The sequence below is a fragment of the Micromonospora sp. DT231 genome, assembly GCF_049847025.1.
Lineage (GTDB): Bacteria > Actinomycetota > Actinomycetes > Mycobacteriales > Micromonosporaceae > Micromonospora.
In genome coordinates, this window is record NZ_JBNCNO010000006.1 from 316,584 (window position 1) to 329,070 (window position 12,487).

Below are 12,487 nucleotides of genomic sequence, written 5' to 3' on the forward strand. Positions count from 1 at the left end.
CAGCGTGAGGAGATGAGGAGGCTCAATGCGAGTTCGTAGACTCGCCGCCTGGACCGCCCTCCCGCTCGCGGTGACGCTGGGCCTCGCGGCCTGCGGCAGCGGCGGAGACGGTGGATCCGGCGGCAGCGGCACGTCGGCGGTCAGCATTCAGATCGCCGAGCCGAAGCACCTGGTTCCCACGAACACCACCGAGACGTCCGGGTCGCAGGTGCTCGCCGGCCTGTTCAGCCCGCTCGTCGACTACGACGCCCAGAACAAGCCGTACGAGGTCGCCGCGCAGTCGATCACCTCGTCCGACAACAAGGTCTGGACGATCAAGCTCAAGGACGGCTTCACCTTCCACAACGGTGAGAAGGTCACGTCCGAGGACTACATCAACGCCTGGAACTACGGCGCGTACGCCCCCAACGGCCAGGACGCCAACGCCTTCTTCGACAAGATCGCTGGCTACGCGGACCTGCAGGGCAAGGCGCCGAAGGCCAAGGAGATGTCCGGCCTGAAGAAGGTCGACGACGCCACGTTCACCGTGACGCTGTCCGACCCGTACATCGACTTCAAGACCACGCTCGGCTACAACGCGTTCTTCCCACTGCCGAAGGCCGCGTTCTCGGCCCCGGGCGTGCTCAAGGACGGCTTCGAGCAGGCGCCGATCGGGCAGGGCCCCTTCAAGATGAAGGGCACCTGGCAGCACGACAGCAAGATCGACGTCGAGCGCTTCGACGCGTACCCGGGCGAGAAGCCCAAGGTCAAGGACATTGAGTTCCGGATCTACCAGCAGCTCACCGCGGCCTACGCGGACGTCCAGGCGGACAACCTGGACGTGCTGCCGACGATCCCGACCGAGAGCCTGAGCACCGCGCCGAGCGACCTGGGCGACAGGTACCAGACCAGCCCGATGTCGTCGTTCCAGTTCCTCGCGTTCCCGACGTTCGACAAGGACTACAGCAACCCGGACGTGCGCAAGGCCATCTCGATGGCGATCGACCGTGACGAGATCACCAAGTCGGTCTTCAAGGGCTCGCAGACGTCGGCACGCTCCTTCGTCTCGCCGGTCCTGCCGGGCTACCGGGACAACACCACGGGCAAGGCGGGCGAGTTCAACCCGACCGAGGCCAAGAAGCTCTACCAGGCCGCCGGCGGCCCGTCGAAGATCGTCATCTCGTACAACGGCGATGGCGGGCACAAGGACTGGGTCGACGCCACGGTCAACCAGCTCAAGGCCAACCTGGGTGTGGACGCCGTCGGTTCGGCCGAGCCGAAGTTCGCCGACCTGCTCACCAAGGTCGAGAAGAAGCAGCCGGTGGGTGCGTTCCGGATGGGTTGGGTCATGGACTACCCGACCATGGAGGACTACCTCGGCCCGCTGTACAGCACCAACGGCTCGTCGAACTACTACGGCTACAGCAACAAGGAGTTCGACAAGCTGGTCAAGGAGGGTTCCGCCGCCAAGACGCAGGACGAGGCGATCGCCAAGTACCAGCAGGCGGAGGACCTTCTGGCCAAGGACATGCCGGTGATCCCGCTCCGCTTCGGCGAGAACGTGTTCGGCCACTCGTCCAAGGTCAAGAACGTGCAGATGGACCTGTTCCAGCGGGTCAACCTCGTCAAGATCGAAGCGGCCAGCTGAGCTGACCATGGTGCGGGCCACCCGGGCGACGACGCCCGGGTGGCCCGACCGCACCACCGGGCCGGGTCGCAGCAGCGGACCCGGCGTCGGTGGTGCCGGCTTCCCCGGGCCGGACGGCACGTCTCGGATATTTCGGGTACGACCAGAGATGCCGTCCTGCGACCCTTTCGCACATTTCCGGAGAGACTGCTAAGCATGTTCCGCTACATCTTGCGGCGCCTACTGCAGATGGTCCTGGCGTTCTTCGGGACCACCCTGATCGTCTACGCGCTGACATTCGCCGGGCAGGGCGACCCCATCCAGGCGCTCGCCGGTGAGCGGCCGGTGACGCCTGCCCAACGGGCCTACCTGACCGAGAGGTACCACCTGGACGCGACGGGCGTCGGTGGCTTCTTCTACCGCTACTTCGACTACGTGAAGAACCTGCTCCAGGGCAACCTGGGCGAGTCGCTCACCGGTCGGAACATCGGCGACATCCTCCAGCAGGCCTGGCCGGTCACCGTCCAGCTCGCGCTCATCGCGCTCGCCGTGGCGATCATCTTCGGTGTCACCGCCGGTGTGCTCGCCGGCATCCGCCGGGCCAGCATCTTCGACAACTCGACGCTGGTGCTGACCCTGCTGGTGCTGGGCATCCCGACAATCGTGCTGGCGCCGCTGGCGCAGTACTTCCTGGGCGTCAGGTGGCAGCTCTTCCCACCCACCGCCGGCTCCGACCCGACGTTCTACGCACTCCTCCTGCCCGGCATCGTGCTCGGCTCGCTGTCGCTGGCCACCGCGCTGCGGCTCACCCGAGCCTCGGTGGCGGAGAACCTGCGCGCGGACTACGTCCGGACCGCCCGGTCCAAGGGCCTGGTCAAGCGCCGCATCGTCGTCGTCCACGTGCTGCGCAACTCGCTCATCCCGGTGGTCACCTTCCTCGGCGTGGAACTGGGCAACCTGATGAGCGGCGCGATCATCACCGAGGGCGTCTTCAACATCCCCGGCGTGGGCTTCAACCTCTTCCGCGGCATCCGCACCGAGGACGGCCCCCTGGTGGTCGGCATCGTCAGCGTGCTCGTCGTGGTCTACCTGGTCTCGAACCTGGTGGTGGATGTCCTGTACGCCGTACTCGACCCGAGGATCCGCTATGAGTGAGCGCAGCGAAGGTGCAGGCATGAGTGAGCGCAGCGAACGAATCATCAGCGCAGCGTGCCTGGGCTCTCATGCCGGCACCGAGCGCAGCGAGGGGCGGGCATGAGTGAGCGCAGCGAACGAATCATCAGCGCAGCGTGCCCGGGCTCTCATGCCGGCACCGAGCGCAGCGAGGGGCGGGCATGAGTGACTTCGAGACGGTGGCGGCCAGCGAGAACCAGGCCGCCCGCCGTGGCCCCTCGGGCGAGCCGGGCACACCCAACCAGGTCGGTGCCGCGAACAAGCCCCGCAGCCTGGCCGGCGACGCCTGGCGCGACCTGCGCCGCAACCCGATCTTCTGGATCTCGCTGGCGCTTGTCGTCATCTTCACCCTGATGGCGCTGCTCCCCGGGGTGTTCACCGCCAACAACCCGAACGACTGCCTGCTCTCCCGGCAGCACGCCGGGCCGTCCGGCGGGGCCATCTTCGGGTACGACTTCCAGGGCTGCGACACGTACTCCCGGGCGGTCTACGGCACCCGCGCCTCGCTGCTTGTCGGCGCGCTCGCCGCGCTCGGCACCGGGATCATCGCGCTGGTGATCGGCATGCTGGCCGGCTACTTCGGCCGCTGGATCGACGCGGTGCTCTCCCGGGTGATCGACGTGGTGCTCGGCATCCCGCTGCTGCTGGCCGCGATCGTGCTGCTCAAGCGGGTGTCCAGCGACAGCCAGTGGGCTCGGATCGGCGCGGTCGTCTTCGTGCTGGCCCTGCTCGGCTGGACCACCGCCGCCCGCGTGGTCCGCTCCTCGGTGATCACCGCGAAGGAGCAGGACTACGTCGCGGCGGCCCGGATGCTCGGCGCCGGCAACAGCCGGATCATGTGGCGGCACATCCTGCCGAACTCGCTGGCCCCGGTCATCGTCGTGCTGACCATCGCGCTCGGCTCGTTCATCGCGGCCGAGGCGACGCTCTCCTTCCTGGGCATCGGTCTGAAGGCGCCGACCATCTCGTGGGGTCAGGACATCGACACCGGCCGCATCCACATGCGGGAAGCCGCCACGCCGCTGATCGTCCCGTCGGCGTTCCTCGCGCTGACCGTGTTGGCGTTCATCATGCTCGGCGACGCGATCCGTGACGCCTTCGACCCGAAGCTGCGGTGACTCTGATGACCCACTCCACAGTCGAACCCACACCCGCCTCCGCGACGCCCGAGGGCGGCCACCTGCTGGAGTTGCGGGACCTGCACGTCGAGTTCCGCACCAACGAGGGCGTAGCCCGGGTGATCAACGGCGTGTCCTACCACCTGGACGCCGGCGAGACGCTCGCCGTGCTCGGCGAGTCCGGCTCGGGCAAGTCGGTCACCGCCCAGGCGATCATGGGCATCCTGGACACCCCACCGGCGTTCGTCCGCTCCGGCCAGATCCTCTACCAGGGTCAGGACCTGCTCACCCGCTCCGAGGAGCAGCGCCGGCAGGTACGCGGCACGGAGATCGCGATGATCTTCCAGGACGCGCTCTCCGCCCTGAACCCGGTCTTTCCGGTCGGCTGGCAGATCGGCGAGACGCTGCGCCAGCGCGCCGGCATGTCCCGGGCCGACGCCCGACGTCGCGCCATCGAGCTGATGGACCTGGTCAAGATCCCGGGAGCCGCCAAGCGGGTCGGCGACTACCCGCACCAGTTCTCCGGCGGCATGCGGCAGCGCGTCATGATCGCCATGGCGTTGGCGCTGGACCCGAAGGTGCTGATCGCCGACGAGCCCACCACCGCGCTCGACGTGACGGTCCAGGCCCAGATCATGGACCTGCTGGCCGACCTGCGTCGGGAACGCAACATGGCGATGATCCTGATCACCCACGACCTGGGTGTGGTCGCCGGTGTCGCCGACCGGATCGCGGTCATGTACGCCGGCCGGATCGTCGAGCACGCCGACGTCCGCTCGCTCTACAAGGCGCCCGCCCACCCGTACACGAAGGGTTTGTTGGAGTCGATCCCGCGCCTGGACGTCCGCGGTGCGGAACTGTCGACGATCAAGGGGTTGCCGCCGAACCTGATGCGCATCCCGTCCGGCTGCCCCTTCCACCCCCGGTGCCCGTACGTCCAGCAGGTCTGCGTGGACGTCGTACCGCACGACCTGGTCCTCGGCGACGGCCGGACCAGCGCTTGCCACTTCGCGCAGGAGGTCCGTGATGACAGCGTCGCCCGCTAACCCCACGAAGGTCCGCGGCGAGACGATCCTCTCCGTCGACAACCTGGTGAAGCACTTCCCGATCACGCAGGGCGTGCTGTTCCAGCGGCAGATCGGCGCGGTCAAGGCCGTCGACGGGGTGAGCTTCGAGCTGCGTCGGGGCGAGACGCTGGGCGTGGTCGGCGAGTCCGGGTGCGGCAAGTCCACCCTCGCCCGGCTGCTGATGCGGTTGGAGACGCCCACCTCCGGCCGGGCCACCCTGGAAGGTCGGGACCTGTTCAAGGCCTCCGGGGGCGAGCTGCGTCGGGTACGCCGCAACATGCAGATGGTGATGCAGGACCCGTACACCTCGCTGAACCCGCGGATGACCGTCGGCGACATCATCGGCGAGCCGTTCGAGATCCACTCGGATGCCGCCCCGAAGGGCAGCAAGCAGAAGCGGGTCCAGGAACTGCTCGACCTGGTCGGGCTCAACCCGGAGCACATCAACAGGTACCCGCACCAGTTCTCCGGCGGTCAGCGCCAGCGCATCGGCATCGCCCGTGCGCTCGCGCTGCGGCCCGAGGTGATCGTCTGCGACGAGCCGGTGTCGGCCCTCGACGTCTCCATCCAGGCCCAGGTGATCAACCTGCTGAAGCAGCTCCAGGACGAGCTGGGGCTCTCGTACATCTTCATCGCCCACGACCTGTCCGTGGTGCGACACATCGCCGACCGGGTGGCGGTGATGTACCTCGGGCGGATCGTGGAGATCGGCACCGAGGACGAGATCTACGAGCGAGCCACCCACCCGTACACCCAGGCTCTGCTCTCCGCGGTGCCGGTGCCGGACCCGGAGGCCCGCGATCAGCGCAACATGATCCGGCTGGTCGGCGACGTGCCGAGCCCGGCCGACCCGCCGAGCGGGTGCCACTTCCGCACCCGCTGCTGGAAGGCCCAGGACATCTGCGCGGTAGAGGACCCGAAAACGGTCCCGAGAGCAGCGGACCCCCACCCGTCCGCCTGCCACTTCGCCGAACTCCGCCCAACCCTCCCCGCCTAACCCCGGCCCCGGCCCCGGCCCCGGCCCCGGCCCCGGGTGATCATGAGGTTGACGGGCCGTTTCGTCCGGCTTGTCGCCCGTCAACCTCATGATCAACCCTGTCCCGGCCGGGGGTGGGTGGGGGTTCGGGTCAGTGGTAGAAGTGGCGCGTTCCTGTTAGGTACATTGTTACGTTTGCCTTTTTGGCTGCTTCGATTACCTCTTCGTCGCGGATCGAGCCGCCCGGTTGCACGATGGCGCGGACGCCCGCGTCGATGAGGATCTGCGGGCCGTCGGCGAACGGGAAGAACGCGTCCGAGGCGGCGACCGAGCCGCGGGCCCGGTCGGCGCCGGCGCGGCTGACCGCGAGCTGCGCGGAGTCGACCCGGTTGACCTGACCCATGCCGACGCCGACCGTCGCGCCGTCCTTGGCGAGCAGGATCGCGTTGCTCTTCACCGCGCGGACCGCCCGCCAGGCGAACGCGAGGTCCCGCAGCAGCTCCTCGTCGGCGGCCTCGCCGGTCGCCAACCGCCAACTCGCCGGGTCGTCGCCGGGGGCGTTCACCCGGTCGGCGATCTGGGCCAGCACGCCACCGGTCACCGACCGCAACTCCACGAGCGCGGGCGTCCAGGCCGGCGCCCGCAGCAGCCGGATGTTCTTCTTGCCCTGCAACACCTCGACCGCGCCCTCGTCGAAGCCGGGGGCGACCACGACCTCGGTGAAGATCTCGGCGACCTGCTGGGCCAGCTCGACCGAGACCGGCCGGTTGACCGCGATGACACCGCCGTACGCCGACACCGGGTCACAGGCGTGCGCCAGGCGGTGCGCCTCGGCCACGTCCGCGCCGACCGCGATGCCGCACGGGTTGGCGTGCTTGATGATCGCTACCGCCGGCTGGTCGGCGAAGTCGTTCGCGGCCCGCCAGGCGGCGTCGGCGTCGACGTAGTTGTTGTACGACATCTCCTTGCCGTGCAGCTGCTCGGCCTGGGCCAGCCCGGCGGGAGCGTCCGGGTCGGTGTAGAGCGCGGCGGGCTGGTGCGGGTTCTCGCCGTAGCGCAGCGCTGTCGACTTGCGCAGCGTCAGCCCCGCGAACTGCGGCCACGAGTCGTCGGCGGGCGCCAGCTCCTGGGCGCACCACTGGGCCACCGCGACGTCGTACTCGGCGATGTCGGCGAACGCCCGGGCGGCCAGCGCGCGACGCTGGGCCAGGGTGAAGCCGCCCTCGTCGAGCGCGCCGAGCAGGGCCGGGTAACCGGCCGGGTCGGTGAGCACGGCGACAGAGGCGTGGTTCTTTGCGGCGGCCCGCACCATGGCCGGGCCGCCGATGTCGATCTGCTCCACGCACTCCTCGACGCCGGCGCCGGACGCGACGGTCGCCTGGAACGGGTAGAGGTTGGAGACCAGCAGGTCGAACGCCGCCACCCCCAGCTCGTCGAGCTGCGCCACGTGCGTGTCCTTGCGCAGGTCGGCGAGGAGACCCGCGTGCACCTTCGGGTGCAGGGTCTTCACCCGGCCGTCGAGCACCTCGGGGAAACCGGTCACCGTCTCCACCGGCGTCACCGGCACGCCGGCGGCGGCGATGGTGCCCGCGGTGCTGCCGGTGGACACGATCTCCACACCGGCCGCGTGCAGGGCCTGGGCCAGCTCGACCAGCCCGGTCTTGTCGTAGACGCTGACCAGCGCCCGCCTGATCGGGCGGCGCCCGTCCTGAGTGGGACTCACGGAACCGTGACCTTCCTTCCGGTGATGGTCCAGCCTTCGCGGACCAGGCGACCGACCTGCTCGACGAGCTGGCGCCGCTCGGCTTCCTTGATGCGCTCGGTGAGCGTGTCGACGTCGTCGTCGTCGAGCACCGGCACCGCGACCTGCGCGACGATCGGCCCGGTGTCCATGCCCGCGTCGACGAAGAAGAGGGTGGCCCCGGTGAGCTTCACGCCGTAGGCGAGGGCGTCCCGTGGACCGTGGATGCCGGGGAACGCCGGCAGCAGGGTGTTGTGGGTGTTCAGGTAGCGGTCGCCGAAGGCGGCGAGGAAGTGCGGGCCGACCAGCTTGAGGAAGCCGGCGGAGATGACCAGGTCGGGTTGGTGCTTCGCGACGTGCGCGGTGAGCGCGACGTCCCAGTCCTCCCGGGTGTCGTGGTCGCGGACCCGCTCGACGAAGGTCGGCACCCCGGCCGCCTCGGCCCGGTCCAGGCCCGCGATCCCGTCGCGGTCCGCGCCGACCGCGACGACCTGTGCGCCGTACGCGGGGTCGGTGGCGGCATCCAGCAACGACTGGAGGTTGCTTCCGGAGCCGGAGATGAGGACGACGATGCGGGCGACAGGCGCGGGCTCGGTCACCGGGCCACCCTATCGGGCAGGTCAGGACGTCCTTTCGCTGGGCGGTGCGCCGATCTTTGCCGGCGTCGACGTGCATCGACCCGGTACGCTGCCGCTCGCTTGGGCCGAACGTCCCACCGACCCGCGCCCCGGCACTGGCCCGACCCGCGGAACTGGTCGAGAAGGGCCTTTTCCTGCGCTTCGCGGAAAATGTCCCCGGGATGCTGCACTGGGCATCGGGAGGACTGACCGCGATCATGGATGGAAACACACAGCAGTAACTGACGGAACCAGTCCAAGGAGCTTTCGAATGCAGCCCGGTACCCCCGGTCAGGACCCGTACGGCCAGCAGCCCAACCAGGACCCGACCGCCCCGCCGCCGCCAGCCGCCCCGTACGGCCAGCAGCCCACCTCCGGTCAGCCGTACGGCCAGCAGGATCCGTACGCGGCGCCGCAGGCCCCGTACGGCCAGCAGCCCACCTCGGGGCAGCCGTACGGCCAGCAGCCCACCTCGGGGCAGCCGTACGGCCAGCCCACCTCGGGCCAGCCGTATGGTCAGCCGCCGGCGTACCAGGACCCGTACGGCCAGCAGCAGCCCCAGTACGGCGCCGCCCCGGGATACCCGAACGCCGGGTACCCGCAGGCGCAGGGGCAGAACAACACCCTCGGCCTGGTGTCGATGATCCTCGGTATCGCGTCGATCCCGCTGCTCTGCTGCTTCTCGCTGGGCATCCCGGTCGGCATCGCGGCAGTGATCACCGGTTACCTCGCCCGGCAGAAGGTCGCCCGCGGGGAGGCCAACAACGCCGGGCAGGCCAAGGCCGGCCTGATCTGCGGCGCGGTCGGCGTCGGGCTCGGCATTATCTTGATCATCCTGTCCGTCGTGGCACAGGTCACGCTGCCCGGCCAGCCCTGACCGGCTCGCTGTCGACGGGGCGCTCCGGATTCGTCCGGGGCGCCCCGCGCTCGTTCACCCCGCGAAGACGCGGCCCGTTCCTACTGGGCCGGGGTGCGGGTGAGCGCTCGGGTGGCCGCGGCGCCGAGCAGCGCGCCGACCGCGATCACACCTGTCGCCACCGCCCCGACCTGCCAGCCCACCGGCCCGACCTGCGCCAGCCGACCGGCGCCGAGCGACCCGCCGGACACCGCGGCGGCCACGCCGAGCAGCACTCCGGCCACCGGCCCGGCCAGTGCCGCCGGCACCAGCACCTCGGCCCAGCGCTGCGGGGCCCGCTCCGACCCGGCGAGTCGAGCCACCCGGCGGGCGAGCAACAAGCCGGCGACCATCCCGGCCAGCACCGGCACCGCGAGCAGGAGAGCGCCGAGACCGTCCACCGGACCTCGCGGCAGGCCGGCGAGCAGTGGCACGGCCGGCAACGCGCCGACCGACACCTCGCTGGTGCGGACCGCGGTGTCGGTGCCGACCGCGAAGCCCGGCCCGAGCAGGTAGCTGGCTGACCAGACCGCCGCGTTCGGCGCGTACGCGGCGCTGACCAACGTGATCCCGGCCTGCCCGGCGACCCCGGTCCGGTACGCGCCGATCATGTCGGCCGCGTCGCCCCCGCCGGTGGCCACCGCCAGGCCAGCCGCGCCGGCACCCGCGCCGAGCAGCAGGAGTCCGGCCACCAGGCCACTGCGCACGCCGTCGCGCACCGGACCCGGCAGCCGGGTGACGAGCAACCGGGTCACGGCGGTGACGCGGGTCGCGCCGACGAGCGCGGCGAGCGTGCCGACCACCGCGAACGTCGCTCCGGCCCGGATCACCGACACGTCCGTCGCGCCGGCGCCGACCAGCACCGCCGCGAGAGCGCCGAGCAGCGCGTACGCGATGCCGACCGCGCCCGCGGCGAGCAGCGCCCGACGCGGCGAGCGGGTGTCGCGGGCACCGATCGCGCGGCTGACGTGCACGCCGGCCCGGGTCAGTCGCCACAGTGCGAGCACCGTCAGCGCCAGAGGAGCGAGCCCGAGCGGACCGGACGCGGTGTGCAGCGGCACGCCGTGCCCGAGCAACCAGCCGGCCAGCGCGGTGCGCAGGGTGTTGGTCAGGCTGCCGGAATCCGCGCCGAGCTGCACCAGGCCGAGCACGATGGCGACCGGCAGGTAGGAGGTGAGCGCGGCCCAGCAGGCGGCCACCCCGGCGGCGACGGGCAACGGCGCGCGCCCGCGTGGCGACCCGCCCGCGCGGGGCGCGGGCACCCGTCGGGCCGGCGCGGCACGACCGACCGGCCGGTCGTCGGCGCGCACACCGCCGGGACGGCTGGGACGGTCAGGGGTGACGGGGGACATCCGCTCTACTCTGGCACGTCGCGAAGGCGGTGGCAGTCCGTTAACCCGTCCGAAGGGCGACGAGTTGACCGAACCGGGGATCCGGCGACCCGGTCCGGTCTAGCCTCGGCCAGAGGGGGCGCGACCCGCCGCCGCCCGGGTCGGGTCCGCCGGTCGCGGTCCGGCCGGCTCGCCGCCCACGACCGCCCGGAGGACGCCGTGACGACGCCATACCCGCCACCACCGCCACCACCGGCCCGGGGACGGGACCGGACCACGCTCTGGGGTGTGCTGGGCATCGTGCTGGGGCTGATCTGCTGCGGCATCCTGGGCATCATCTTCGGCTACCTGTCCATCCGGGACGCCCGCCGGTACGGGCAGTCACCGTTGCTGGGCTACCTCGCCATCGTGTTCGGCGTGATCAACATCATCGGCGGGGCGATCCTGCGCGCGACCGGCAACTACCCGTTCTGGAACAACGACTGAGCGGGCCGGTCGACAAGCGAGCTGACGCTTGTAGAGCAGAGCGGGGCGGCCGCCGATGCTGGTCTCACCGGTCACGGTGAACCCAGTGCGTGCCAGCACCGCCTGGGACGCCGGGTTGTCGAGTGTGGCCAGCGCGGTGAGACCGGCGAGCCGGTAGTCGTCGGCGGCCAGGTGGCACACCTGCTCGACAGCCGCGGTGGCGACGCCCTTGCCGGCGGCCCGCTCACCGACCCGGTAGCCGAGTTCGGCGAACCCGGCCGCGACATCCACGAGGTTGACCCGGCCGACCAGGTCACCCTGCTCGGTCAGGACGACGTGGAAGTGACACAGGCCCGCCTCCTGCTCGGCCAACAACGCGCGGTGCCGATCGGCGAACCCGGAAAAGTACGCGTCGCCACGATCCGGCACCGAGCGCGCGAAGTACGCCCGGTTCTCCCGTTCGAACGCCAGCAGAGCGTCCGCGTGGTCGGCCCTCAGCCGCTGCACTGTCAGCACACCGGCAGCCTACGGTCCGTTCGGCGGCGCTGTGGTATGCCGGAGGGGGCCGACCAAGCTGCGGTCGACCCCCTCCGGTGTTGCCTGGCCGGCTCAGTTGCCGGACATGAGCTCCCGCATCAGGTTCGCGGTCTCGGTCGGCGTCTTGCCGACCTTGACCCCGACCGCCTCCAGCGCCGCCTGCTTCGCCTCGGCGGTGCCGGCCGAGCCGGAGATGATCGCCCCGGCGTGACCCATGGTCTTGCCGGGCGGAGCGGTGAAGCCGGCGATGTAGCCGACCACCGGCTTGGTGACGTTCGCCTTGATGAACTCGGCGGCCCGCTCCTCGGCGTCGCCACCGATCTCACCGATCATCACGATGGCGTCGGTCTCCGGGTCGGCCTCGAACGCCGCCAGGGCGTCGATGTGGGTGGTCCCGATGATCGGGTCGCCACCGATGCCGACGCAGGTGGAGAAGCCGATGTCGCGCAGCTCGTACATCATCTGGTAGGTCAGCGTGCCGCTCTTGCTGACCAGGCCGATCCGGCCGGAGCCGGTGATGTCGGCCGGGATGATGCCGGCGTTGGACGCGCCGGGCGAGGCGATGCCGGGGCAGTTCGGCCCGATGATCCGGGTCTGCTCACCCTTCGCCACGTTGTACGCCCAGAACGACGCGGTGTCGTGCACCGGGACGCCCTCGGTGATCACCACGGCCAGGCCGATCGCGGCGTCGATCGCCTCGACCACGGCGGCCTTGGTGAACTGCGGCGGCACGAAGATGACTGTGACGTCGGCCCCGGTCTCGGCCATCGCGTCCGCGACGGACGCGAAGACCGGCAGCTCGGTGCCGTCGAAGTCGACCTTCTGGCCCGCCTTGCGCGGGTTGACGCCGCCCACCACGTTGGTGCCGGCGGCGAGCATCCGCCGGGTGTGCTTGGAACCCTCGGAACCGGTCATCCCCTGCACGATGACCTTCGAGTCCTTGGTCAGCCAGATAGCCATG

The 12,487-nt window shown here is 70.5% G+C and carries 12 protein-coding genes; 7 read left to right on the top strand and 5 right to left on the bottom strand.

Annotated elements, in window-relative coordinates; translation table 11 throughout:
* Window positions 1–25 precede the first annotated feature (25 nt).
* From ACPXBU_RS18445 to ACPXBU_RS18465, 5 genes are all read left to right on the top strand, one after another.
* Entirely contained in the window at window positions 26–1,627 is a 1,602-nt protein-coding gene (locus tag ACPXBU_RS18445) for a peptide ABC transporter substrate-binding protein (RefSeq protein WP_393372310.1), read from the top strand.
* Window positions 1,628–1,822: 195 nt separating this feature from the next.
* Window positions 1,823–2,761, top strand: coding sequence for an ABC transporter permease (locus ACPXBU_RS18450; protein WP_393372313.1), 939 nt, complete (start codon window positions 1,823–1,825; stop codon window positions 2,759–2,761).
* 179 nt (window positions 2,762–2,940) lie between these two features.
* A complete protein-coding gene (locus tag ACPXBU_RS18455) occupies window positions 2,941–3,897 on the top strand; it encodes an ABC transporter permease (protein ID WP_393372316.1) in 957 nt (318 codons plus the stop codon).
* Window positions 3,898–3,902: 5 nt separating this feature from the next.
* A complete protein-coding gene (locus ACPXBU_RS18460; protein WP_393372318.1) occupies window positions 3,903–4,943 on the top strand; it encodes an ABC transporter ATP-binding protein in 1,041 nt (346 codons plus the stop codon).
* Window positions 4,924–5,961: an ABC transporter ATP-binding protein gene (locus ACPXBU_RS18465; protein WP_425758954.1), complete on the top strand. Its 1,038-nt coding sequence runs from the start codon at window positions 4,924–4,926 to the stop codon at window positions 5,959–5,961. Before ACPXBU_RS18460 ends, ACPXBU_RS18465 begins: the two co-directional genes overlap by 20 nt.
* A gap of 130 nt (window positions 5,962–6,091) precedes the next feature.
* On the opposite strand, the gene purH is transcribed toward ACPXBU_RS18465, so the two are convergent.
* Both purH and purN read right to left on the bottom strand, forming a co-directional pair.
* Complete coding sequence (gene purH / locus ACPXBU_RS18470; RefSeq protein ID WP_425758955.1) at window positions 6,092–7,663, bottom strand: bifunctional phosphoribosylaminoimidazolecarboxamide formyltransferase/IMP cyclohydrolase; 1,572 nt, start codon at window positions 7,661–7,663, stop codon at window positions 6,092–6,094.
* The gene (purN, locus tag ACPXBU_RS18475) at window positions 7,660–8,280 is read right to left on the bottom strand and encodes a phosphoribosylglycinamide formyltransferase (RefSeq protein ID WP_425758956.1); all 621 of its coding nucleotides are present in this window, start codon (window positions 8,278–8,280) and stop codon (window positions 7,660–7,662) included. Before purN ends, purH begins: the two co-directional genes overlap by 4 nt.
* A 289-nt stretch (window positions 8,281–8,569) precedes the next feature.
* On the opposite strand from purN, the gene ACPXBU_RS18480 reads away from it, so the two are divergent.
* Entirely contained in the window at window positions 8,570–9,175 is a 606-nt protein-coding gene (locus tag ACPXBU_RS18480; protein ID WP_425758957.1) for a DUF4190 domain-containing protein, read from the top strand.
* Window positions 9,176–9,255: 80 nt separating this feature from the next.
* Here the strand turns inward: ACPXBU_RS18480 and ACPXBU_RS18485 are convergent, their stop codons facing one another.
* Window positions 9,256–10,545 (bottom strand): DUF6350 family protein, encoded by a 1,290-nt coding sequence (locus tag ACPXBU_RS18485; protein ID WP_425758958.1) that lies wholly within the window; start codon window positions 10,543–10,545, stop codon window positions 9,256–9,258.
* Window positions 10,546–10,743: 198 nt separating this feature from the next.
* On the opposite strand from ACPXBU_RS18485, the gene ACPXBU_RS18490 reads away from it, so the two are divergent.
* On the top strand, window positions 10,744–11,010 hold the full coding sequence (locus ACPXBU_RS18490; protein ID WP_179780945.1) for a DUF4190 domain-containing protein: 267 nt from the start codon (window positions 10,744–10,746) through the stop codon (window positions 11,008–11,010).
* On the opposite strand, the gene ACPXBU_RS18495 is transcribed toward ACPXBU_RS18490, so the two are convergent.
* Both ACPXBU_RS18495 and sucD read right to left on the bottom strand, forming a co-directional pair.
* The gene (locus tag ACPXBU_RS18495; protein ID WP_425758959.1) at window positions 10,906–11,505 is read right to left on the bottom strand and encodes a GNAT family N-acetyltransferase; all 600 of its coding nucleotides are present in this window, start codon (window positions 11,503–11,505) and stop codon (window positions 10,906–10,908) included. The two genes, ACPXBU_RS18490 and ACPXBU_RS18495, sit on opposite strands and share 105 nt — an antisense overlap.
* A 93-nt stretch (window positions 11,506–11,598) precedes the next feature.
* Window positions 11,599–12,486 (bottom strand): succinate--CoA ligase subunit alpha, encoded by an 888-nt coding sequence (gene sucD / locus ACPXBU_RS18500; RefSeq protein WP_393372337.1) that lies wholly within the window; start codon window positions 12,484–12,486, stop codon window positions 11,599–11,601.
* Between the last annotated feature and the right edge of the window lies 1 nt (window position 12,487).

What these genes read in the sequence shown, in the direction of transcription:
- ACPXBU_RS18465 (WP_425758954.1), top strand. Translation starts at nt 4,924, where the DNA reads ATGACAGCGTCGCCCGCTAACCCCACGAAGGTCCGCGGCGAGACGATC.
- ACPXBU_RS18460 (WP_393372318.1), top strand. Translation starts at nt 3,903, where the DNA reads ATGACCCACTCCACAGTCGAACCCACACCCGCCTCCGCGACGCCCGAG.
- ACPXBU_RS18480 (WP_425758957.1), top strand. Translation starts at nt 8,570, where the DNA reads ATGCAGCCCGGTACCCCCGGTCAGGACCCGTACGGCCAGCAGCCCAAC.
- ACPXBU_RS18445 (WP_393372310.1), top strand. Translation starts at nt 26, where the DNA reads ATGCGAGTTCGTAGACTCGCCGCCTGGACCGCCCTCCCGCTCGCGGTG.
- sucD (WP_393372337.1), bottom strand. Translation starts at nt 12,486, where the DNA reads ATGGCTATCTGGCTGACCAAGGACTCGAAGGTCATCGTGCAGGGGATG.
- ACPXBU_RS18485 (WP_425758958.1), bottom strand. Translation starts at nt 10,545, where the DNA reads ATGTCCCCCGTCACCCCTGACCGTCCCAGCCGTCCCGGCGGTGTGCGC.
- ACPXBU_RS18455 (WP_393372316.1), top strand. Translation starts at nt 2,941, where the DNA reads ATGAGTGACTTCGAGACGGTGGCGGCCAGCGAGAACCAGGCCGCCCGC.
- ACPXBU_RS18450 (WP_393372313.1), top strand. Translation starts at nt 1,823, where the DNA reads ATGTTCCGCTACATCTTGCGGCGCCTACTGCAGATGGTCCTGGCGTTC.